Genomic DNA, 21,511 nt, shown 5'->3' with positions numbered 1-21,511 from the left:
CACCGCATGCATTATCTACCGGGCGAAGCGCACCGGCTGCCGGGCAGCCGCACCGAGCTCGCCGCCTACCAGGCCACCCATTTCGCCTACGCCGTGCACGAGCGCGTCGCGACGATCACCCTGAACCGGCCCGAGCGCAAGAATCCGCTCACCTTCGATTCCTACGCCGAGCTGCGCGACCTGTTCCGCGGGCTCGCCTATGCGGACGACGTCAAGGCGGTGGTCATCACCGGCGCCGGCGAGAACTTCTGCTCGGGCGGCGACGTGCACGAGATCATCGGGCCGCTCACCAGGCTCGACATGCCCGGCCTGCTGGCCTTCACCCGCATGACCGGCGACCTGGTGAAGGCCATGCGCGCCTGCCCGCAACCGATCGTCGCGAGCGTGGACGGCGTGTGCGCCGGCGCCGGCGCCATCCTGGCGCTGTCCGCCGACATCCGCTACGGTACCGCGCGCAGCAAGACCGCCTTCCTGTTCACCCGCGTTGGCCTGGCCGGCTGCGACATGGGCGCCTGCGCGCTGCTGCCGCGCGTGATCGGCCAGGGCAGGGCGGCCGAGCTGCTCTACACCGGCCGTGCGTTGAAAGGCGACGAGGCCGAGCGCTGGGGCTTCTTCAACCGCCTGTGCGAACCGCAGGCCTTGCTGGCCGAGGCGCAGGCGTTCGCCGCGCAGCTTGCCGGCGGCCCGACCTTCGCCCACGGCATGACCAAGAAGATGCTGCAGCAGGAATGGAACATGGGCGTGGACGAGGCCATCGAGGCCGAAGCGCAGGCGCAGGCGATCTGCATGGCCACCAATGACTTCCACCGTGCCTACCACGCCTTCGTGGCCAAGGATGCGCCGCGCTTCGAGGGAGACTGACATGCTTGACTGCGACTACCTCGACTGGCCTTTCTTCGAGCCGCGCCACCGCGCGCTGGCGCTGGAACTCGATGCCTGGGCGGCCGCGCACCTGGAGCACGCCCACGGAAGGGACGTCGATAGCGCCTGCCGCGCGCTGGTGCGGCAACTCGGCAGCGCCGGCTGGCTGCGCCACGCCGTCGGCGGCGCCGGGCAGGCGATCGACACGCGCGCCATCTGCCTGATCCGCGAGACCCTGGCGCGCCACGCCGGGCTGGCCGATTTCGCCTTCGCCATGCAGGGCCTGGGCAGCGGCGCGATCTCGCTGTTCGGCAGCGCCGCGCAGCAGGCGGCATGGCTGCCGCGGGTGGCCGACGGCAGCGCGATCGCCGCCTTCGCGCTGTCCGAACCGCAGGCCGGCTCCGACGTCGCCGCGATGGCGTGCGCGGCGCGGCGCGAGGGCGACAGCTACGTGCTCGACGGCGAAAAGACCTGGATCTCGAACGGCGGCATCGCCGACTTCTACGTCGTGTTCGCCCGCACCGGCGACGGCGGCAGCGAGGGCGGAAGGGGCTCGCGCGGCATCTCGGCCTTCATCGTCGAAGCCGGCGCCCCCGGCTTCGAGATCGCCGAGCGCATCGAGGTGATCGCCCCGCATCCGCTGGCGCGCCTGCGCTTCACGGGCTGCCGGGTGCCGCTGGAAAACCGCATCGGCGAGGAAGGGCAGGGCTTCAAGGTGGCGATGGCCACGCTCGACGTGTTCCGCACTTCGGTGGCCGCGGCCGGCCTCGGTTTCGCCCGGCGGGCACTGGAGGAAGCCTTGCGCCGCGCCCGCGAACGGGCGATGTTCGGCAAGACCCTGGCCGACTTCCAGCTTACCCAGGGCAAGCTGGCCCAGATGGCCACCGGCATCGACGCCGCCGCGCTGCTGACCTACCGCGCGGCCTGGATGCGCGACGGCGGCAAGCGCGTGACGAAGGAGGCGGCCATGGCCAAGCTGACGGCGACCGAAACGGCCCAGCAGGTGATCGATGCGGCCGTCCAGATGTTCGGCGGACAGGGTGTAGTCAGCGGCGAGACCGTCGAGACCCTGTACCGTGAAATCCGCGCGCTGCGCATCTACGAAGGCGCGAGCGAAGTCCAGCTGCTCATCATCGCGCGCGAACTGCTGGCCCGGGAGGCACGCTGATGGACATCCTGCAACCGCCCGGCTGGGTTCGCCCGAAGGGCTATTCGAACGGCGTCGCCGCCCGCGGCCGCCAGGTCTATGTGAGCGGCATGATCGGCTGGGACGCGCACGGGCGCTTCCAGACCGACGACTTCGTGGGCCAGGCGCGCCAGGCGCTGGACAACGCCGTCGCCGTGCTGCGCGAAGCCGGAGGCGGTCCGGAGCACATCGTGCGCATGACCTGGTACGTGCTCGACCGGCGCGAATACCTGGAAGCCGGCGCCGCGCTCGGGGCCGCCTACCGCGACGTGATCGGGCGCCACTACCCGGCCATGAGCGCCGTGCAGGTGGCGGCCCTGATGGAAGAGCGGGCCCGGGTCGAGATCGAAGTCACCGCCGTGATTCCGGATCGGGACGGGCAACAGAGCGAGCGGCCGCAGCCATGAGCGGGCATCTCGTCACCGACCTGGCCGCACTGGAGGCCCTGTTCGGCCAGGTCGCGCCGGCCTCGATCGCCAAGGAGGCGGACAGCCTGCAGCCGGTCTACGCGCGCTGGATCGCGCAGGCGCGCTTCGCCCTGCTGGCTACCCAAGGACCGGGGGGACTGGACATCTCGCCGCGCGGAGATGCGGGCCCCCTGGTGCGGATCGTGGACGGGCACACCCTGCTGCTGCCGGAGCGGCGCGGGAACAACCGTATCGACAGCCTGCGCAACCTGGTCGCCGATCCGCGCCTCGGCCTGCTGTTCATGATCCCCGGCGTGGGCGAAACGCTGCGGGTGCGTGGCCGTGGCCAGATCTGTGTCGACCCGGCCCTGCTCGCCTCGTTCGAGGTCGAAGGCAAGCGGCCGCTGTGCGTGCTGCGCATTGCGGTCGACAAGGTCTTCTTCCAGTGCGCCCGTTCGATCCTGCGATCGCGCTTGTGGCATCCGCAGGAACACGATGCCTCGGCCGTGCCGTCTCCGGGAGCGATGCTGGCCGCCCTGACGCAGGGCGCGATCGACGGGCCCGGCTACGACAGCGCCTTGCCGCAGCGGCAACGCGACACGCTGTATTAGCGCGCGGCTCCGCCCTATTTCACCGCAAGCGCAGCAGGACTGCTCCTACGCCATCGCAGGTACTGGACAGCTTGTTCGGGGCCGCGCAGGGGAGTAAGTTAGCGTTATCGACCGAGTCCATGATCGTTTCCCGGCCTGACAGGCTGAGCAGGACCCGATCCATTGCTTAAGGAGAAACGTTATGCGCGCTTTTATCGTGACGGCAGCGAGTGCCCTGTGCTTGCTCGGCTGTGCAACGCCCCAGGAACGGGCACAGAAGGAACAAGCCGACATGGAGCGCATGATGGTCGAATTCGGCCCCGCCTGCACCCAGCTGGGCTTTGCGGCAAATACTGATCCATGGCGAAATTGTGTGGTCCAGTTGGCTGAACGGGAAGGCGTCCGCCGCGGCGGCGTATCGACCTCGGTATTCGGCGGCTTCGGCGGCAGAGGAAGCGGGCTGGGCATCGGCATTGGTATAGGGCGCTAGCACCATCCCTGCAGAATCAGCAGGCTCGGCGGAATTACCCGCTTAAGTGAGTTTGCACGCATATTTTCCCACGTGGACATGGCATGATGCTCGGGCTCGGCGATTCGAGCCCCGAGCCGCCGCATGTCGCCGCCGACACGAGGACAAAGGCGGATTCGGCGATGACATCTCATCCGAAAGGAAAAGCATGAAGTTTGTAGCCCACGCCGTACTCGGCCTGTCGCTGTTCTCGGTCATCCCTGCGTTTGCGGCCGCCCCGGCCCAGGCGCCCCTTGCCGCCAAGGGTGTCACGCACGTCCAGGCAGTACAGGACCTGCTGGCGGCAATGCAGGTCGAAAAGGTCTTGCGGGGTGTCGCCGCCCGCAGCCGCTACCAGAGCGAAGCACAGCGCAAGGCCGTGTTCGCCAAGCTCGACAAATTCCCGCCTGCCGAGGTCTATCGGCGCCTGGCTGTGCCGATGACGCAGGTGATTTCCGCCGACACCGCGACCGAAATGACACGCTTCTACAGCACGCCCTATGGCAAGCAGGTCATCCACAAGCGCTACAACAGCGGCTCGCAGATCATCTTCCCGGGCATGAAGCCGGTCGTGCCGCCGGAAGAAAAGAAGGAGCGCAAGCGCGCCGCCTATGTCAAGGCCAGCAAGGAGCTGGCGGATGCGGAACCCGTGCTCGAGCGTGAAGCCTTCAAGGTGCTGCAGGAAATCAACAAGCAGCGCTAGGCCGGCGTCCCTGTCCGGTGCGAGCGCCGGCCCCGGCGCATTTCTGGTACGGTGCCTTCAACAGGAATCGACGGAGGCACCATGAACAAGCAGATCGTACGTGTGATCGAAAATGTCCAGGACGCGGAGCGCGCGCGCCAGGCGCTGCTGGACGCCGGATTCGACCGGGACGGGATCGAGATCAGCCATACCGGCGACGAAGCCGGCCCGTCGGAGGCCAATTTCACGGTGGGCGATTCGCCCGCGGTGAAGGGCGGCACCGACTACAAGGACGTCTACACGCCGGGCCTGGAGATCGGCAAGTGCGTCGTTACCGTCAGCGCCGATGAATCGCGCATCGAGAAGGCCGCCTCGATCCTGGAATACCACGGCGCCAGGGACAACGATCCCGCGCACCGCCACTGAAGACGGCGCCGCGCCGCCCGGCCGGCGGCGCGCCCCGCCATCAGCTCCAGCTCAGGTCGGTCTTGCTCAGCGGGAGCTGGCGCACCCGCTTGCCGGTGGCGGCGAAGATCGCATTGCACACGGCCGGCGCCAGCGGGGGCAGGGCGGGTTCGCCCAGGCCGGTGACCGGATTGTCGGTCTTGATGAAGTGCGTCTCGATCCTGGCAGGTGCGTCCGGCATGCGCAGCAGCTGGTAATCGTGGAAGTTGCTCTGCACGATGCGGCCTTTCTCGATGTTCAGCTCCGGGAACATCAGGGTCGACAGGCCGTCGATCACCGAGCCTTCGACCTGGTTCTCGGCGCCGGACAGGTTGACGATCTGGGAACCGACATCCGCCGCCACCACCACCCGGTCCACCTTCAGCTTGCCATCGCGCGACACCGTCACCTCGGCCACTTGCGCCACGTAGCCGCGGTGGCTGAAGTGGAAGGCGATGCCCTGGCCCTGGCCGCGCGGGAAGCGCTTCTTGCCCCAGCCGGCGCGCTGGGCCACTTCGACCAGTACGTTGCGCATGCGCTTGACGTCGTAGGGCTGGCCGCGCTCGCTGCTGGCCGGCATGATGTCCTTGCTCCCCAGCAGCTCCAGGCGGAATTCCAGCGGATCGCGCCCGCCTGCGTGGGCCAGCTCGTCGATGAAGCTGTGTACGACCCAGGAGACGACGCAGCTGCCCGGGGCGCGCCACGGGCCCATCGGGATGCGGCATTCGAGCCCGGTCTGCTCGAACAGGCAATTCTCGATCCACCGGCCCGGGAACTCGTCGGCAGGCAGGATGCCGCCGCTGCCCGGCTGCAGCACGCTCTTGCCTTCGCGTTCGACGCGGTTGGTGAAGGTCACGAAATGGTTGTGCCAGGCGAGGACCTTGCCGTTCGTATCGACGCCGCCGCGCAGGAAGTGGAAGCCTCCCGGGCGGAAATGGTCGTGCTGCAGGTCGTCCTCGCGGGTCCAGGTCAGCTTGACCGGTGCGGCAAGCTTCTGCGCGATCGCGGTCGCTTCGACGATGAAGTCCGAGCTCAGGCGCCGGCCGAAGCCGCCGCCGCTACGGATGATGTGGAGGGTGATCTTTTCCTTCGGGATGCCGAAAACGGTATTCACGAGGTTCTGGCCCGCGGCCGGGTTCTGGGTCGGCGCCCACAGTTCGAGCGCGCCGTCCGGCTTGATCCAGGCGGTGCAGTTCTGCGGTTCCATGCTCGCATGCGAGATGAAGGGATAGCTGTAGGCGGCTTCCACCACTTTCGCGGCCTTGCCGAGCGCGGCCGGGACGTCGCCGTCCTTGCGCACGGTGGCGGCCCCTGCCTGCTTCGACGCGGCCTGGGCCTGGGCCGTGAAGTCGGCCCAGCTGTGCTGCGCGCCTTCGCCTTCGTCCCATTCCACCTCCAGTGCCCGGCGCGCGCGCAGCGCTGCCCAGGTCGAGGTGGCGACGATCGCCACGCCCGGGCGCAATCCGTTCAGGTTGGGCGTACCTTCGACGATGAAAGCGTCCTTCACGCCCGGCATGGCCTTGATCGCATCCAGGTTGGCCTTGACCGGCTTGCCGCCGAAGACCGGGCACTTGGCGTACACGGCATACAGCATGCCCGGCAGGCGCACGTCGATGCCGAACAGTGGCTTGCCACTGACGATGGCCGCATTGTCGACGCCGCCGATGCGCTTGCCCAGCAGCTTGTAGCTGGATGGGTCTTTCAGCACCACCGCCTTGGCGTCAGGCACCGGCAGCCTGGCGGCGCGCTCCACCAGGGCGCCGTAGCCGAGCCGGCGCTTGCTCGGCCCATGGACGACGGCGCCGGAGCCGGCTGCGCACTCGGCGACGGGCACGCCCCAGGTGTCGGCCGCGGCCTGCACCAGCATCATGCGGGCGGCGGCGCCCAGCCGGTGGAAATTCTCATAGTTGGTCGGCGTCGAGGTCGAGCCGCCCGCGCCCTGCGAACCGTACTGGGCGGTGTCGAGGTCGCCCTGGACGATGCGCACGTCGGACCAAGCGACCTCGAGCTGCTCCGCAATCACCATCGGCAGCGAGGTCTTGATGCCCTGGCCGATCTCGGGCTGCTTGGAGATGAGCGTCACGCGGCCGTCGCGGCCGATGCGGATGAAGGCGTTCGGCGTGAACTCCGGGGCCGACGGCGCACCGGCCCGTGCGGCGGCAGCAAGCGCGCCTTCGGCCGAGATGCCGAGCATGAAGGCGCCGCCGATGCTTGCGGTGCGCAGGAAGCTGCGGCGCGACGACGACAGCGGTGCGTTGCTCAGTGGAGTCATTTCTTGACCTTTCCATTAGCGGCGATGTCGGCCGCGCGGTGGATGCCGGCGCGGATGCGGGTATAGGTGGCGCAGCGGCACAGGTTGCCCGCCAGCGCTTCGTCGATCTGGGCGTCGGTCGGCTTCGGGTGCTGCTTCAACAGGTGGCAGGCCGTCATGATCTGGCCCGACTGGCAGTAACCGCACTGGGGCACGTCGAGCTCCTGCCAGGCCTGCTGCAGCGGGTGTTGGGCGTTCGGATCGAGCCCTTCGATGGTGGTGATCTTCCGCTTGCCGAGGCTCGATACCGGCGTCAGGCAGGCGCGCGCCGGCACGCCGTCGACATGCACGGTACAGGCGCCGCACTGGCCCAGGCCGCAACCGTATTTGGTGCCGACCAGGCCAAGGGTGTCGCGCAGCGCCCACAACAGCGGGGTGTCGGGCTCGACCTCCACGGCCTGCGCCTTGCCGTTGATGTGGAGCATATATGTACTCATGGTAGCCTCGTCGGTAGCGGAAAATCGGCGGAAGAATGCGACATGCTAATCGAATCCGGCGGTCTCAACAATACCGACATTTGCCTTAGGGAAGCAAACGAGGCGGCCAGACGGAATGCCGAAGCGGGTCCAGGGCGGCCATCGGCGGACCGCACGCCGCGGCTGGCCCCGGTGGGGGCCGCGGGCGTGTCCGCCGCCAGGTTTCTCGCGACCATGCCCGCGCTTCCGGCGGCCGAGCGCGGCATGAAAGGCGTAAGCTTTGCGCCAGCCGGGGACCTTGCAGCTACAAGCCCTGGGGATAGGTCTCCGGCGGCTCGTCGGAATGCCAGCCGCTGGTCGGGTCGAGCGGGGTGACGGCGCTGGTGCGGTCGATGTGGATGACGGCGTCGAACTGCTTAGGCAGCCGGGCCATGAAATAGTGGCTCTGGCGCTCGGTGCGGGGCAGGTAGAGCACCCCGATGGCGCGCTCCAACCGTTCCTCCATCAGCAGGTCGCGCGCCTCGCCCGGATCGCGCAGCGGCAGGAAGAAGCGCTCGATGCCGACGCCGTGCAGCAGGTGTTCGTAGCTGCCGGGCGTGCCGGGCCGCACGTGCTTGTGCTCGGCCGGCCCGTCCCACGCCGACGCCGCCGTGACCCGGCCGTCGTAGGTGGTGAAGCCGATCAGGCGGGCGTCCTCGCCATAGGCTTTGCGCGCCAGTTCGCCGACGTTCCATTCGCCCTGGCGCCCGATCTCGGTGGCGCGCGCGTCGCCGATGTGCGAGTTGTGTTCCCACACGACGATCTTGGCCGGGACGCCGGTGCGCGAGAGGTGGCGCGCCAGTGCGTCGAGGGTTTCGGCCATGTGGCTGTCGCGCAGGTTCCAGGACGAGACGCGGCCGCGGAACATGGTGCGGTAATACTCCTCGGCGTTCTTCACCAGCCGCGCGTTCTGGTGCGCGTAGAAGAAGGCGTCTTCGGCATGGGCGCCGTCGGCCTGCATGTAGTCGAAGGCGCGCTGCTGCAGCTCCTGCAGCGCCGCCAGCACCCCTTGCTGGCACGATGCCGACATCCCGATGCTGGCGGCATAGCCGTAGTGCTGGCTGTCCTGGCTGTAATGGTCGAAGCAGGCGTAGCGGCGGCGGGTTTCCTCGGCAGCCGCCGGATCGACCTGGTCCAGGTAGCGCAGCACTTCCTGGATCGAGGTGAACAGGCTGTACAGGTCGAGGCCGTAGAAGCCTGCCTTGACGGCATTGCCGCCGGCGCCTGCGGCCTCGTTACGCTTGCGCAGCCATTCCACGAAGTTCAGGACCGAGGTGTTGCGCCACATCCAGGCCGGGAACCGCTCGAAACCGGACAGTGCGGCCCTCCCGTCGGGGTCGGAGCCTTCGCCGCGTACATAGCGGTTGACCCGCCAGGCGTCGGGCCAGTCGGCCTCGACGGCCACCGCCGTGAAGCCCTTTTCTTCGATCAGGCGCTGGGTGATGCGCGCCCGTTCGTCGTAGAACTCGGCGCTGCCGTGGGTGGCTTCGCCAAGCAGTACGAAGCGGGCGTTGCCGACCAGATCCAGCAGCGGGTCGTAGTCGGAAGCGGCGCCGGTGAGCGGGCGCGCGGCCGCCCGCAGGACACCGGTTTCGTCGTCGGTGACGCTGGCCATGCGATGCCGGCGCTTCAGTGCAGGTAGCGGCTGCCGGCCTGTTCGCCCGGCGGAATCATCGGGGCCTCGGCTGCTTCATCGGCCGTCTTCACGCGCGGCAGGGCCATGTTGTCGGTGACGCGGTAGGTCCGGTTGCGCGTGCTCTGCATCAGGAGCGCCAGCGCCGCCAGGCCAAACAGCAGTCCGCCCGGCGAACGGCGCATCAGCCCGACGATGCCCAGCATGCCGCCGCCCACCAGGGCGGGATGGGGCGCCTCGGCCGCGCCGCGCCCGGCCGGGCCGGCGCCGCCCAGTCCGCGCAGCCATTGCGCCAGCCCGCCGCGCGTGCGCGCAGCGCCGCGCGCGCCCGCGTCGTCGTAGCGGTCCGACTCGTAGGTGTTATAGGTGTCGTAGGGCGCCGGCTTGGGTTCGTAGCCGGCCGCTTTGTGTCCGCGCTCCCGCACCCGCTCCGCGCTGTCCTCGAGCTTCCGGGTCGCCTGCTGCGCGCCATGGCGCGCGCGTTCGATGACCGGGGCCGCCTGCGCCTGCAGGCGGCCAGCGCCGCGCGACAGGGCGCCGGCGGCGCTGTCCTTCAGGTCGACCAGGCGTTCGCCCGCGCTGTGCAGCGCGTGGTCGACGCCGGCCCCCGTGCGGGCGCCGGCTGCGCGCACCGCGGACAGCGCGCGCGCGCGGCGCGCGGAGCCGCGCTCGGGGTCGAGCACGTACATCAGCAGCGCCCCGGCCGCTGCCGCGCCCACCCACTTGCCCACGCTGCCCACGTCGGTTGCCGTCTCGGTTGGAATTGGTTTCATGTCCGCTCCTTTCGGTTGTCCTGGTTGCCTTGCTGCCTTCACCGTGGCGAGGCGGGCGCTGCCCATGCCTGCGCCAGCAAGTCCTGCACCTCTTCGTCCTCCGTCTGCCCGAACGTGCCGTAGTGCTGGCCGACCGCCTGGAAGCGCGGCGGGACCAGCGGGCAGACTACTTCATCGGCCTGCGCCGCGAGGCGCCCGACGCTATCAGGCGCGCCCACCGGCGCCGCCGCCACCAGCAGTGCCGGCCGCTTGAGCCGCGCGACCCGGATTGCGGCCAGCATGCTGGCGCCGGTAGCGATGCCGTCGTCGACCAGGATCACGGGGCGTCCCGCGAGCTGGGGCGGCGGCCGGCCGCCCCGGTAGAGGCGGTCGCGCCGTTCGAGCTCGGCCAGTTCGCGTGCGGTGACGCGCTCGACCTGCTCCTGCGTCACGCCCATCAGGCCCGGCACACCGGGCTGCAGCACGCGTACGCCGCCGCTGCCGATCGCGCCCATGGCGAATTCCGCGTTGTAGGGCGTGCCCAGCTTGCGCACCAACAGCACGTCGAGCTCGGCGCCAAGCGCCCGCGCCACTTCAAAGGCCACCGGCACACCTCCGCGCGGCAGGGCCAGGACGATCAGGCCCGCCTGTCCGGCGTGCTGGCGCAAGCTTTGCGCCAGCGTCCGGCCGGCGTGGCTGCGGTTCCTGTAGCCTTCGGTATCCCACATGGCGCAGTGGCGAAAGAACGCGTGAACGACAACGAAGCAAACCGCAAACAAGGGGCGAGCGGTGCCACGCACGACCACCAGCCCGCAGCGCACCGCGGCAGGGCGCCGCGCGCGGTATGCGGACCACGGAGGCGCCAGCCCGATATGCAGCGCGGGCGGCGCTTACTGGATGGTCAGGCGGCGTGCTTCAGTGCCCTGTTTTTTCGGCAGGATCAAAGCAGAACGCCGTTCCCGAGCCGCGCCTGTGCCGTACCGTCGTCGACCTCGGTGGGCAGGGCGGAGCTGCGCATGAACTTGCGTGCGGTACGTTCAGCATACACCACGGTTTCACCGTCACGGCGTTCGTTTGCCGAGCGGCATTCCGCCTCGATGGTGACACGCTGGCCGTCGACCGAGACCTCGACGTCTTCCCGACTCATGGGGGCGCGGGGTTGCCTCTCCTGATGGGATTCATGATGGCCTCCGTGAATGGACATTGACCTGGCCGGCGGGCGCCGGCAGTTCATTCATCGTCTCCAGGCGGCCTGTTTTCATACGGGCTGCGCAGGGGTATGGGGGTGTGGCGGCGGATTACAATTTGTTTCCAAAATGCATCTATAGCGCTGCACGCTTTGCTATCCTGTACAGACCATCCCTCATGTCCATACCGAACCCATGCGCCTGTTGATCCTGCTCTGCGTCTTCCTGTCCGCCTCCGTCCAGGCAGGTACCCGAGCCGTCTATGAACAGCTCGCCCGTCCCGACACGCTGGTGTTCGAAATCGCCGACAACGGCGACTTTCGCGCCGGCGCGCCCGACGCGCGGCAATACCGGCTGGTGCTGGGCGGCGAGTCCTACCAGGTCGTGGAACTCGACGGCAAGCCGGTGGTGGCGCGGCTCGCCGACCTGGAGGAAGCGCTGCGAGCGAACGCCCATGGCCTGGGGCGCGGCCTGATGCAGACCCTGACCGCACTGGTGGCGGCCCTGCCGCAGCGCCTGGTGCATAACGGGCCGATCGAGATCAACGGCTGGCGCGGCGAGGTGTACAACATCCGGGGCGCCGAGTGGGAGATCGACGGTGTCGTTGCGATTCGCGATCCGGAAGGCGCGCCCTACTATGTGCTCAGCCGCGATCCGGCGCTGCGCCAGATCGGCCCGGCCATGAAAGCCTTTACGCTCGGCGAGCTGTCCTTCGGACGCCACTTGCTCGCAGACAGCGCAGTCCGGCTGGTGCTCGACACCCTGGACCAGCTGGACGCGCGCGGCACCCTGATCGACAGTAGCGAGAACGGGTTGCAGCTGGTCAAGGCCGAGCCACTGCGGGTCGAGCCGGCGCGGCTGGCGCTTCCTGCTGCGCCGCTGTCGCGCGCAGCGCTGACGGCGCTGGTGAAGGAGGGGCGCAGCCCGTTCCGCCGGCTGGTGGAGGACGACTGAGCACCCGGGATCTGCCCGCTCAGCGCACGTCCAGCAGCTCGACCTCGAAGATCAGGTTGGCATTCGGCGGGATCGGACCGGCGCCGCCGGCGCCGTAGCCGAGTTCCGGCGGCAGGATCAGGGTGCGCTTGCCGCCCACCTTCATGCCCTGCACGCCCTGGTCCCAGCCCGGGATGACCTGGCCGCCGCCGACCTGGAAGCTGAACGGCTCGCGTCCGCGCGAGGAATCGAACTGGGCGCCGCGCTGCGACGCGGCGCCTGGCTCGTACAACCAGCCCGTGTAGTGGACCACGGCGGTGGCGCCCGCCACGGCTTCCTTGCCGCTGCCGGCAACGGTGTCGATCTTCTGGAAGGGCACGGCGGCCGTCGCGGCCGCCTGGGGCGCCTCATTGCGTTTGCAGGCGGTGGCGGACAGGGTCAGCGCGAGGCCGATAGTGCAATAGCTGAGGAGTCGTTTCATCGTTGTTATCCTGGTTTCTTATCCGAGTTGGCTGCGGTGGAAGCGCAAGTGGTCCTCGACGAAGGTCGAGATGAAGTAGTAGCCGTGGTCGTATCCCGCATGGCGGCGCAGCAGCAAGGGCTGGCCGGCGCGCGCGCAGGCTTCTTCGAAGGCCTCGGGATACAGTTGCTCTGCAAGGAATTTGTCGGCCAGGCCCTGGTCGATCAGGATCCCGCCGGGGAAGGGCGCGGCGTGCATGTCGTTCATCAGTTCGGTCGCATCGTACTGGCGCCAGGCCGCTTCGTCCGGGCCCAGGTAGCTGCCAAAGGCCTTCCTGCCCCACGGGCAGCGCATCGGCGCCGCGATCGGCGCGAAGGCCGACACCGAGCGGAACAGGCCGGGATTCTTCAGGGCCAGCGTCAGCGCCCCGTGCCCGCCCATCGAGTGCCCGAAGATACCCACCCGCGCCGGGTCTGCCGGCAAGCTGGCAAGCACCAGCTCGCGCAGTTCCAGGATGTGGCCGTACATGCGGTAGCGCTGCGACCAGGGGGGCTGGGTCGCATCGAGGTAGAAGCCGGCCCCGGCGCCGAAGTCCCAGCTGTCGGTTTCGCCCGGCACGCCGGCGCCGCGCGGGCTGGTGTCGGGCGCGACCAGGATCAGGCCTTCCTGTGCGGCCACGCGCTGGGCGCCGGCCTTGGTCATGAAGGTCTCTTCGGTGCAGGTCAGGCCCGCCAGGTAGAACAGGACAGGAAGGCGTTTGCCTTCTGCGCCGGGCGGCAGGTAGACGGAAAAGCGCATCGGCAGGCCGATTGCCCCGGACTGCACGCTGTAGTAGCGCTGGACGCCGCCGAAGCAGGCATGTTCGCTGAGGAGTTCTGGCATGAATGTCGTCATGGAGTGGACAATAGCGCAAGTATGCACCCTGGCGCGGCCGTGTGCCAGCCGAGTCGGGTCAAACGATACCCAGGGCGCCCGGCAGGGCCCCGGCGCCGGGCAGCCAGGCGCTTGCCAGCAGCATGCCGATCACCAGCGGCGCCATGCCGAGGCGGAAGGCGCGCAGGACGCGTGAGAGGGTGTCATCGGCGGATGATCGCCGCCGCCCCGCTGCCTGTCCGTGCGCCGCCCTGGCGGGCGCTCAACCGCCGCCAATGCCCCGCATGACCTTGCCGCTGCCGCCACAGTTCGAACAGGGTTTGCCATCGGACAGCTTGCCGCTGCCGGCGCAGGCCTCGCAGACGTCTTCGCCGGCGCCGGGGGTGCCCGGCTCGGCCTCGTCGCCGGGATTCAGGTCGGGATCGGTGTGCATGCTCATGGGGTCCTCGCGTGGGTTGGTTGCGTGGCCATTGTAGGCGGCCGCCATGGGACGCGGCGCAGCGCTGGACCAGCGGCAAACGCCGAGCTCAGACACGAACGCTTTTGTTTGATTCGTATCTGATATTGACATTGTTTGCGCTTCACCCATACTCGCTTGCGAGCGACAAGCCGCGATATGGAAAGGCCAGGCGCATGATGAATCCATTGGACAATTCCCCGACCATTTCCGAGGGCGCCACCAGCGCCGAGGCCAGGCGCGACCTGCGCCGGCGCGACATCGTGCACCAGGCCATTGCCCAGGCAGGGCTGACCGGCAGCGTCGGTGCGATCGAGTATCTGAAGGCACACGCCATCAGCGGACGCATCATTGCACGGGTGCTGCTGGAACCGCGCCAGCGGCGCAGCATGCCGGGCGATGCGCACCCGTGATGACGCCGCCCTCTGGCGGGACAAGAATTGGACAGCCAGCACGGGCTTATACACAATAATTTCCCAGAAATAATTTTGTGTTTCCACGTGCCGCGCACGCCACAGTGGCACGTAAGCCCTTGATTTGTGGGGCTATACCGGTTGCCTTCCCAATAGGCAAATTGTTGAAAGCCGCACAGATGGCCGCATTCGGCGTGTCAAGCCCCCGCTTTTCCACATAGTTATTCACAGACTTTGTGGATATCCGGAAAAGTTTTTAAGTATTAACTACCTAGCACGGTTTTTGCATGTGTTGCATGACCTGACACGCGGCAAGACACCGTGTCAAACGTGCGCGGGCTTGCATATCCCGGTTTTTCGACTTGCGCAAGAGAACTGGATAAATGTACAGTATCGCATGCCCACCTGCCATGCCCTCACCGCCGTCCTCGAGACGCCGCCTGTCGCCGATCCTTTTGCCGGCCTGAATGCCGAACAGCGCGCTGCGGTCGAGCACGATATTGGCGCGCCCAGCGTCCGTCCGCTGCTGGTAATTGCCGGCGCAGGATCCGGCAAGACCAATACGCTGGCGCACCGTGTCGCGCGCCTGATCGGCGCCGGCGCCGATCCCCAGCGCATCCTGCTGCTCACCTTCTCGCGCCGGGCGGCGGGCGAGATGTCCCGGCGCGCCAGCGGCGTGCTGCAGCGGATGCTGGGCAGGAACGGGGCGCAGGCTGCCGTTACGCTGCCCTGGGCCGGCACCTTCCACGCGATCGGGGCGCGCCTGCTGCGCGAGTACGCGGGCCGCATCGGCCTGGACGAATCCTTCACCATCCACGACCGCGGCGATTCCGAAGACCTGATGGGACTGGTGCGTCACGAGATCGGGCTGTCGCAACTCGACAAGCGTTTTCCGCTGAAGGGCACCTGCCTGTCGATCTATTCGCGCGTGGTGAACAGCCGCGAACCGCTGGAGGCGGTGCTGCAGTCCACCTTCCCCTGGTGCAGCGAATGGGAAGCGCAACTCAAGACCCTGTTCGGCGCCTACGTCGACGCCAAGCAGGAGCAGAACGTGCTCGATTACGACGACCTGCTGCTGTTCTGGGCCGAGATGGCGGCCGACCCGGTGCTGGGCCCGGAGATCGGCGCCCTGTTCGACCACGTGCTGGTGGACGAGTACCAGGACACCAACCGCCTGCAGGCGGCGATCGTCACCGGCATGAAGCCGGCCGGCGAGGGCGTGATGGTGGTCGGCGACGACGCCCAGTCGATCTATGCCTTCCGTGGCGCCACGGTGCGCAACATACTCGACTTCCCGAAGGGTTTCTCGCGTCCGGCGGAGATCATCACGCTGGAGCGCAACTACCGCTCGACTCAGCCGATCCTGGACGCGTCGAACGCCGTCATCGCCGGCGCCCGCGAGCGCTATGCCAAGACCCTGTGGACCGACAGGGCCTCGAGCATCAAGCCGCAACTGGTCCTGATTCCGGACGAAGCCGAACAGGCGCGCTGGGTCTGCAATCGCGTGCTGGAGCAGCGCGAGGCCGGCATCGCCCTGAAGTCGCAGGCGGTGCTGTTCCGCGCGGCCAGCCACAGCGCCGCGCTGGAGCTGGAACTGATGCGCCGGAACATTCCCTTCGTGAAGTTCGGGGGCCTGAAATTCCTGGAAGCCGCCCACATCAAGGACGTGCTGGCGACCCTGCGCTTCGCCCAGAACCCGCACGGACGCCTGGCGGGATTCCGCGTCGCCCAGCTGATCCCGGGCATCGGACCGGCCACCGCCACCCGCCTGCTGGACACGGTGGGCGAGGCGGCCGACCCAGCGGCCGCGGTGGAAGCCTTCGCGCCGCCCGCCAAAGCCAGGCTCGACTGGGATGCCTTCGCCGCCCTGTACCGCCGCCTGCGCACGCCCGGCCTGCGCTGGCCGGCGGACCTCGAACTGGTCAAGCAATGGTATCTGCCTCACCTCGAGCGCATGCACGACGACGCCCAGGTGCGCGCGGCCGACATCGAGCAGCTGACAGGGCTGGCCGGCGGGCACGCGAGCCGCGAGAGCTTCCTGGCCGAGATCACCCTCGACCCGCCCGAGGCGACCAGCGACCGCGCCGGCCCGCCGCTGCTGGACGAAGACTACGTGATCCTGTCGACCATCCATTCGAGCAAGGGCCAGGAATGGCAGTGCGTTTACGTGCTGAACGTGGTGGATGGCTGCATCCCGTCCGACATGAGTACCGGCAGCCAGGACGACATCGAGGAAGAGCGGCGCCTGCTCTACGTAGCGATGACGCGCGCCCGCGAGCACCTGCACCTGGTGGTCCCGCAGCGCTTTTTCATCAAGCAGCAGGCTGCGACAGGCGACCGCCATGTGTACGCGGCGCGCACCCGCTTCATCACCCCGGTCATGCTGGCGCATTTCGAGGAAACGGCCTGGCTCAGTGCGGAATCGCAGCAAGTGCGCAGGCCGGTGCCGGAGAGCGTGCGCATGCTGGTTCGCGAACGCGCCCGGAACGCGTGGAAATGAGCGATGATGCCGGGGCGATGACGACTTATCCCCCGTCAGGCGCCCATGTAGGAATTTGCCCCACAGGAGGCTGATGCGCGAAAGCGGTGCATTCGCAAGTCCTTGATTTCTAAAGGCTTTCGTTTTGCCTGTCGAACGGGCAATTTGTTGAAACCCGCATTCTTGCTGGACTTGCGGCTTGTCAAGTGCTGCTTTTCCACATCTTTATCCACAGTTCTTGTGGATATTGGAAAATGTTCAAGTAAATCAGTCCTTTAGACCATTCGATTGACCTAAGTCAACATTCAGCAGCTCCGCAAGCCGCCGCAAGGCTTCCAGTGCGCCCAGCTTTAGTGCGACACCATTGCGCACCCTTGCTGCGCGCGGGTTGATGCGGATTACCGGCACCCCTTGCGACTCCGCCACCCGCCGCACCGAGGGAATGTCGACACCGGCTCCCAATTCGATGACGGCGGGACGCCGCAGGCCCGCGCGCCAGCGCATGAAGCGCTCGACCTGCGCTTCGGTCCGTTCCGGCAGCCAGGCGCTGTCGTTGAACATCAGGATGTGGGGACGCGCCAGCGCGCCGCAATGCGGACAACGGGGCAGTTCGGAGACGAGCCGGCAGGCGTCCATGTCCACCTGCGGCGCCAGGCCCTGCGCCGGCCATACGGCATCGCCGCACGGCCTGGAGCATTGCAGGTGGTGGATCGAGCCGTGGCACTCGACGATCGCCGCGGGATCGAAGCCTGCGGCCTGGAACTGGCCGTCGACATTGCTGGTGAAAACGAAACCGGCGCCGGCCATGCGCGTGGCGAGCAGGCGCAGGAGGCGAAAGCCCGCGTGCGGACGGGTGGCGCGGTAGAGCTGCAGCCGGTGTCCATAGAAGCCCCAGGCCAGGCGCGGATCGCGCTCGAAGGCGGCGGGACTGGCGATCTCGTGGAAGGCGAGCCCGAGCCGCCCGAGCGGCGGATAGGCGCGCCAGAAACCGGCCGCGCCACGAAAATCCGGCAAGCCCGAGTCCACTCCCATGCCGGCCCCGGCGGCCACCAGCAAGCCGTCGGCAGCGGCGAGCAGGGCGCCGGCGCGGGCGATGTCCTCGTCAGGCGGCTGCATGGCCAGCGGCTTCCTTGAGGCGTTCCAGTTCGGCCAGGAAGCGCTCGGCGGCCAGGCCGGGGGGCCAGGGCTCCCACGGGGTGCAGCCGTAGCGGGCCGCCAGCGGATCGTTCTCGAGCACGGCGGCGCGGATCTTCAGGGTGCGCCGTACTTCCTCGGTCGACCAGCCGGCCACGTGCACGGCCTCGCTGGCCGCCGCCAGCCGGTCGGCCTGCTTGTGCAGGCGGTGTTCCTTTTCCGTCCAGCCAGGCAATCCGTAGCGCAGGAACACCATCTGCTCCAGGCGCTTTGTCAGCGCGCGAAATCCTTCGCCCAGGAATGGCTTGATCACCGAGATGGCGTCGAAACCGAGCAGGCCCTCTTCGGCATCGTGCAGCAGTTCGCGCAGGTCCTGCAGCGGCGTGGTGGCGGGCGCAGCGGCGCCGGTAGCAGAACCCGCGCGGCGCAGCAGCATGACCGCGATCGAGTGCTGGGCCACCGACAGCGGCAGCGGCCAGGCAGAGTGGCCGCCCCAGCGGTAGGTGCGCGCCAGGCCGAGCGCCAGGTCGGCGTCGTCCCAGTCGAACGGGGTCGGGTTCAGCAGGTCCAATCGTTTGCCTGAGGGCATCCGGACCCAGGCGCGCGCGGCGGCGCTCGAAGCATTGTGCATGTGGCGATTTTACACACGGGCCCGGGCATTCTCTGCATAATTGATGCAAGCAAAGATGCTTCTGCGCCGCCTGCCTACACTGGACCGGATAGGCGGGATGGGCCCGCGCACAGGAGGCGACATGAATGGTGTGCATGACAAGGCCGACGGCGTGCTGGAGTGCGATGTGCTGGTCGTGGGCGGCGGCATCAACGGCGTCGGCATCGCCCGCGATACGGCCGGACGCGGACTGCGCGTGATCCTGTGCGACAAGGACGACCTCGGCGCCCATACCTCCTCGGCATCGAGCAAACTGGTGCACGGCGGCCTGCGCTACCTCGAGCACGGCGCGTTCGGCCTGGTGCGCAAGGCGCTGGCCGAGCGCGAAACCCTGCTGTGCAGCGCCCCGCACATCATGCAGGCCCTGCGCTTCGTGATGCCGCACGACGCCGCGCAGCGGCCCGCCTGGCTGATCCGGGCCGGCCTGTTCCTGTACGACCGGCTGGCGCCGCGCGCGTTTCTACCCGCGTCAAGAGCGGTCGAGCTGGCCGGGCACCAGGCCGGCGCCCCTCTCAAGCCGGCCTTTACGCGCGGTTTCGTGTACTCCGACGGCTGGGTCGACGACGCCCGGCTGGTGGTGCTCAACGCGCTCGACGCCCACGAACGCGGCGCCACCATCCTGACCCACACGCGCTGTTCGAGCCTTGTGCGCCATCCCGGCCGCTGGATGGCCACGCTGGAGGGGGGCGGGCGCCGCTTCCAGGTCGAGGCGCGCTGCCTGGTGAATGCGGCGGGACCGTGGGCGGCGCAGCTGGCCGAGGCGGCCACCGGCAAGCCGCCGCAGCGCCGCCTGCGCCTGGTGAAGGGCAGCCACATCGTGGTGCCGCGCCTGTACGAGCACAAGTACGCCTACATTTTCCAGCATCCGGACCGGCGCATCGTGTTCGCGATGCCCTACGAAGGCGCGTTCACCCTGATCGGCACCACCGACGTCGAGTTCCAGGGCGACCCGGACGAGGTGGCGATCGCGGGGACCGAGACGGGCTACCTGTGCGAGCTCGCCAACCGCTATTTCCGGCGCCAGGTCGCGCCCGCCGACGTGGTGTGGAGCTACTCCGGCGTGCGCCCGCTGCTCGAAGACGAGGCCGCCAGTGCCGCCGCCGCGACGCGCGACTACCTGCTGGCGCCGGATGACGCCGGCGCGCCGCTGTTGTCTGTATTCGGCGGCAAGATCACCACCTACCGCAAGCTGGCCGAGGAAGTGGCGGACTGGATCGGCACGGCCCTCGGCCGCCCGCTTGCGCGCTGGACGGCGGGCGCGCTGCTGCCCGGCGGCGACTTGTTCGGCGGCACGCCCGACAGCCGCGGCGTGCTCGAATTCGACCGCTGGGTGGCCGCGTGCGAACGCCGTCATCCCTGGCTGCCCCCAAGCCTGGTGCTGCGCTGGGCGCGCGCCTACGGCACGCGCGTCGAGGCGCTGCTGGCCGGCGCCTCCCGGCTCGAGGAACTCGGCGAGGAAGTGGCGCCCGGGCTCTACGAAGCCGAGCTGCGCTACCTGGTGCGGCACGAATGGGCCGCCTGCGCCGAGGATGTGCTGTGGCGGCGCAGCAAGCTCGGGCTGCACACGGCGCCGGGCTGCGCACAGGCGGTGGATGCCTGGATGGCGGCCGCGCGCAGGGAGAACGATCGCGCGGCGCTTGCCGAGCCGGCCTGATCGCGGGAGCGCCGTTCGCGCTATCATGAGCGTCCTGCCTGTCTGCCTGTTCCAGGGAAGCTTCCATGCGTCTGTACACGAGTCCCCGTGCGCCGAATCCGCGGCGCGTTACCATGTTCATGGCCGCCAAGGGCATCGACGGCGTCGAGCAGGTCGAAGTCGACCTGAACGCGGGCGCGCACCGCGCCGCCGGGTTCACGGCCATCAATCCGCTCGCGCGGGTGCCGGTGCTGGTGCTCGACGACGGCCGCGCACTCAGCGAGACGCGGGCGATCTGCACCTACCTCGAGGGCCTGTATCCGGAGCCGAACCTGATGGGGCGCGACGCCACCGAGCGCGCCTTCATCGAGATGGCCGACCGTCGCATGGAACTGCACCTGATGCTGGAGACGGCCCTGTGCGTGCGCCACACCCACCCGGGGCTGGCGACCCTCGAACAGCCGCAGTTCCCGGACTTCGGCGCCGCCCAGGGCGTCAAGATGCGGGCCACGGCGCGCTGGCTGGATGGCGAACTGGCGCAGCAGCCCTACGTGGCCGGGGAACGCTTCACGATCGCCGACATCACGGCCTTCTGCACGCTCGAGTTCGCGCGGGGCTTGTTGCGGTTCCGGCCGGCGGACGAGGGAATGCCGCACCTGGCGGCCTGGCGCGACCGGATTGCCGCCGAGCACAAAACATAGGGCGACAGCGCCGGTGAGACTTGCCGGCGGGGCAACATGGGCCGGCTGCGGATGGCGCCTCCCCTGTCGGTTCGCACGCCGCTCCGGTATCATGCGGGGATGAATGAGATTTCTTTTCTTCCGTTTGTCATCGGTGTCGCCGGCGGAAGCGGCAGCGGCAAGTCAACCGTGACCCAGCAGGTGCTGGCTTCCTTCGGCGCCGAGATGGTCTCGGTGGTGATGCAGGACGATTACTACCGCGACCAGTCCGACCTCACCCCGGAAGTGCGGCGCAGGCAGAACTACGACCATCCGCAGGCCTTCGACTGGCCGCTGCTGGTGCAGCACGTGCGCGCCCTGCGCAATGGCGAGGCGATCGAGATGCCCGAATACGACTTCACGATCGACAACCGCTCCAACAAGACCATCCCGGTCAAGCCGGCTCCGGTCATCGTGATCGAAGGCCTGTTCGCACTGTATGACGCGGACTTGCGCAACATGATGTCGTTGAAGATCTTCGTCGATACCGCACCCGACGTGCGCTTCATCCGCCGCATGCAGCGCGATATCGCCGAACGCGGCCGCTCGATGGAGAGCATCGTCAAGCAGTACCTAGAAACGGTGCGCCCGATGCACAAGCAGTTCATCGAGCCGACCAAGCGCCACGCCGACGTCATCCTGCCCCACGGCGCCAACGGTCCGGCGGTCGACGTGATCACCACCAAGGTGGCGAGCGTGATCGGCCAGCTCAGGCGCCCCTGAG

General features: G+C 68.4%; 24 protein-coding genes. 13 read left to right on the top strand and 11 right to left on the bottom strand.

Features of this window, described 5'->3' with window-relative positions; genetic code table 11:
* Positions 1-6 precede the first annotated feature (6 nt).
* The 7 genes from AC56KL_RS00980 (at position 7) to AC56KL_RS00950 (ending at position 4,660) form a co-directional block, all read left to right on the top strand.
* Entirely contained in the window at positions 7-861 is an 855-nt protein-coding gene (locus AC56KL_RS00980) for an enoyl-CoA hydratase family protein (protein ID WP_497178287.1), read from the top strand.
* Position 862: 1 nt separating this feature from the next.
* Positions 863-2,029, top strand: coding sequence for an acyl-CoA dehydrogenase family protein (locus AC56KL_RS00975; protein WP_497178286.1), 1,167 nt, complete (start codon positions 863-865; stop codon positions 2,027-2,029).
* Positions 2,029-2,454, top strand: a complete 426-nt coding sequence (locus AC56KL_RS00970; RefSeq protein WP_497178285.1) for a RidA family protein — start codon at positions 2,029-2,031, stop codon at positions 2,452-2,454. The genes AC56KL_RS00975 and AC56KL_RS00970 overlap by 1 nt, the downstream gene beginning before the upstream one ends.
* Complete coding sequence (locus tag AC56KL_RS00965) at positions 2,451-3,065, top strand: pyridoxamine 5'-phosphate oxidase family protein (protein WP_497178284.1); 615 nt, start codon at positions 2,451-2,453, stop codon at positions 3,063-3,065. Before AC56KL_RS00970 ends, AC56KL_RS00965 begins: the two co-directional genes overlap by 4 nt.
* A gap of 181 nt (positions 3,066-3,246) precedes the next feature.
* Positions 3,247-3,534, top strand: a complete 288-nt coding sequence (locus AC56KL_RS00960; protein ID WP_497178283.1) for a hypothetical protein — start codon at positions 3,247-3,249, stop codon at positions 3,532-3,534.
* A gap of 187 nt (positions 3,535-3,721) precedes the next feature.
* Positions 3,722-4,255, top strand: a complete 534-nt coding sequence (locus tag AC56KL_RS00955) for a hypothetical protein (protein ID WP_497178282.1) — start codon at positions 3,722-3,724, stop codon at positions 4,253-4,255.
* Between the two features lie 81 nt (positions 4,256-4,336).
* Entirely contained in the window at positions 4,337-4,660 is a 324-nt protein-coding gene (locus tag AC56KL_RS00950; RefSeq protein ID WP_497178281.1) for a hypothetical protein, read from the top strand.
* A gap of 40 nt (positions 4,661-4,700) precedes the next feature.
* Here AC56KL_RS00950 and AC56KL_RS00945 read toward each other — a convergent pair whose 3' ends face one another.
* The 6 genes from AC56KL_RS00945 to AC56KL_RS00920 all read right to left on the bottom strand — a co-directional run bounded on the left by AC56KL_RS00945 (position 4,701) and on the right by AC56KL_RS00920 (position 10,976).
* On the bottom strand, positions 4,701-6,950 hold the full coding sequence (locus AC56KL_RS00945) for a xanthine dehydrogenase family protein molybdopterin-binding subunit (protein WP_497178280.1): 2,250 nt from the start codon (positions 6,948-6,950) through the stop codon (positions 4,701-4,703).
* The gene (locus AC56KL_RS00940) at positions 6,947-7,426 is read right to left on the bottom strand and encodes a (2Fe-2S)-binding protein (RefSeq protein WP_497178279.1); all 480 of its coding nucleotides are present in this window, start codon (positions 7,424-7,426) and stop codon (positions 6,947-6,949) included. The genes AC56KL_RS00945 and AC56KL_RS00940 overlap by 4 nt, the downstream gene beginning before the upstream one ends.
* Positions 7,427-7,709: 283 nt before the next feature.
* Positions 7,710-9,059: an erythromycin esterase family protein gene (locus AC56KL_RS00935; RefSeq protein ID WP_497178278.1), complete on the bottom strand. Its 1,350-nt coding sequence runs from the start codon at positions 9,057-9,059 to the stop codon at positions 7,710-7,712.
* A 14-nt stretch (positions 9,060-9,073) separates the two neighbouring features.
* The gene (locus tag AC56KL_RS00930; RefSeq protein WP_497178277.1) at positions 9,074-9,850 is read right to left on the bottom strand and encodes a hypothetical protein; all 777 of its coding nucleotides are present in this window, start codon (positions 9,848-9,850) and stop codon (positions 9,074-9,076) included.
* A 38-nt stretch (positions 9,851-9,888) separates the two neighbouring features.
* The gene (locus AC56KL_RS00925; protein ID WP_497178276.1) at positions 9,889-10,557 is read right to left on the bottom strand and encodes a phosphoribosyltransferase; all 669 of its coding nucleotides are present in this window, start codon (positions 10,555-10,557) and stop codon (positions 9,889-9,891) included.
* Positions 10,558-10,769: 212 nt separating this feature from the next.
* Entirely contained in the window at positions 10,770-10,976 is a 207-nt protein-coding gene (locus AC56KL_RS00920; protein ID WP_497178275.1) for an Hsp20/alpha crystallin family protein, read from the bottom strand.
* 235 nt (positions 10,977-11,211) lie between these two features.
* Between AC56KL_RS00920 and AC56KL_RS00915 the strand changes: the two genes are divergently transcribed.
* A complete protein-coding gene (locus AC56KL_RS00915) occupies positions 11,212-11,970 on the top strand; it encodes a hypothetical protein (protein WP_497178274.1) in 759 nt (252 codons plus the stop codon).
* Positions 11,971-11,989: 19 nt separating this feature from the next.
* Here AC56KL_RS00915 and AC56KL_RS00910 read toward each other — a convergent pair whose 3' ends face one another.
* The 3 genes from AC56KL_RS00910 to AC56KL_RS00900 form a co-directional block, all read right to left on the bottom strand.
* Entirely contained in the window at positions 11,990-12,430 is a 441-nt protein-coding gene (locus tag AC56KL_RS00910; RefSeq protein ID WP_497178273.1) for an FKBP-type peptidyl-prolyl cis-trans isomerase, read from the bottom strand.
* An 18-nt stretch (positions 12,431-12,448) separates the two neighbouring features.
* Positions 12,449-13,291, bottom strand: a complete 843-nt coding sequence (gene fghA, locus AC56KL_RS00905) for an S-formylglutathione hydrolase (RefSeq protein ID WP_497178272.1) — start codon at positions 13,289-13,291, stop codon at positions 12,449-12,451.
* A 253-nt stretch (positions 13,292-13,544) separates the two neighbouring features.
* On the bottom strand, positions 13,545-13,721 hold the full coding sequence (locus AC56KL_RS00900) for a hypothetical protein (protein ID WP_497178271.1): 177 nt from the start codon (positions 13,719-13,721) through the stop codon (positions 13,545-13,547).
* Positions 13,722-13,915: 194 nt separating this feature from the next.
* Between AC56KL_RS00900 and AC56KL_RS00895 the strand changes: the two genes are divergently transcribed.
* Complete coding sequence (locus AC56KL_RS00895) at positions 13,916-14,152, top strand: hypothetical protein (protein WP_497178270.1); 237 nt, start codon at positions 13,916-13,918, stop codon at positions 14,150-14,152.
* 397 nt (positions 14,153-14,549) lie between these two features.
* Positions 14,550-16,652 carry an ATP-dependent helicase gene (locus AC56KL_RS00890; RefSeq protein WP_497178269.1) on the top strand — a complete coding sequence of 701 codons (2,103 nt, stop codon included), beginning with the start codon at positions 14,550-14,552 and terminating at the stop codon, positions 16,650-16,652.
* Positions 16,653-16,898: 246 nt separating this feature from the next.
* On the opposite strand, the gene AC56KL_RS00885 is transcribed toward AC56KL_RS00890, so the two are convergent.
* Both AC56KL_RS00885 and AC56KL_RS00880 read right to left on the bottom strand, forming a co-directional pair.
* Positions 16,899-17,747 (bottom strand): SIR2 family NAD-dependent protein deacylase, encoded by an 849-nt coding sequence (locus AC56KL_RS00885; protein ID WP_497178268.1) that lies wholly within the window; start codon positions 17,745-17,747, stop codon positions 16,899-16,901.
* The gene (locus AC56KL_RS00880; protein ID WP_497178267.1) at positions 17,734-18,396 is read right to left on the bottom strand and encodes a phosphohydrolase; all 663 of its coding nucleotides are present in this window, start codon (positions 18,394-18,396) and stop codon (positions 17,734-17,736) included. Before AC56KL_RS00880 ends, AC56KL_RS00885 begins: the two co-directional genes overlap by 14 nt.
* Positions 18,397-18,517: 121 nt before the next feature.
* On the opposite strand from AC56KL_RS00880, the gene glpD reads away from it, so the two are divergent.
* The 3 genes from glpD to udk all read left to right on the top strand — a co-directional run bounded on the left by glpD (position 18,518) and on the right by udk (position 21,510).
* A complete protein-coding gene (gene glpD / locus AC56KL_RS00875; RefSeq protein ID WP_497178266.1) occupies positions 18,518-20,089 on the top strand; it encodes a glycerol-3-phosphate dehydrogenase in 1,572 nt (523 codons plus the stop codon).
* Between the two features lie 65 nt (positions 20,090-20,154).
* Positions 20,155-20,769 (top strand): glutathione S-transferase family protein, encoded by a 615-nt coding sequence (locus AC56KL_RS00870; protein WP_497178265.1) that lies wholly within the window; start codon positions 20,155-20,157, stop codon positions 20,767-20,769.
* Positions 20,770-20,868: 99 nt separating this feature from the next.
* Positions 20,869-21,510 (top strand): uridine kinase, encoded by a 642-nt coding sequence (udk, locus tag AC56KL_RS00865; RefSeq protein WP_497178264.1) that lies wholly within the window; start codon positions 20,869-20,871, stop codon positions 21,508-21,510.
* Position 21,511 lies beyond the last annotated feature (1 nt).

This window comes from Telluria sp. ZB4P34 (assembly GCF_059686055.1).
This window is presented reverse-complemented; position numbering and strand designations above follow the sequence as displayed.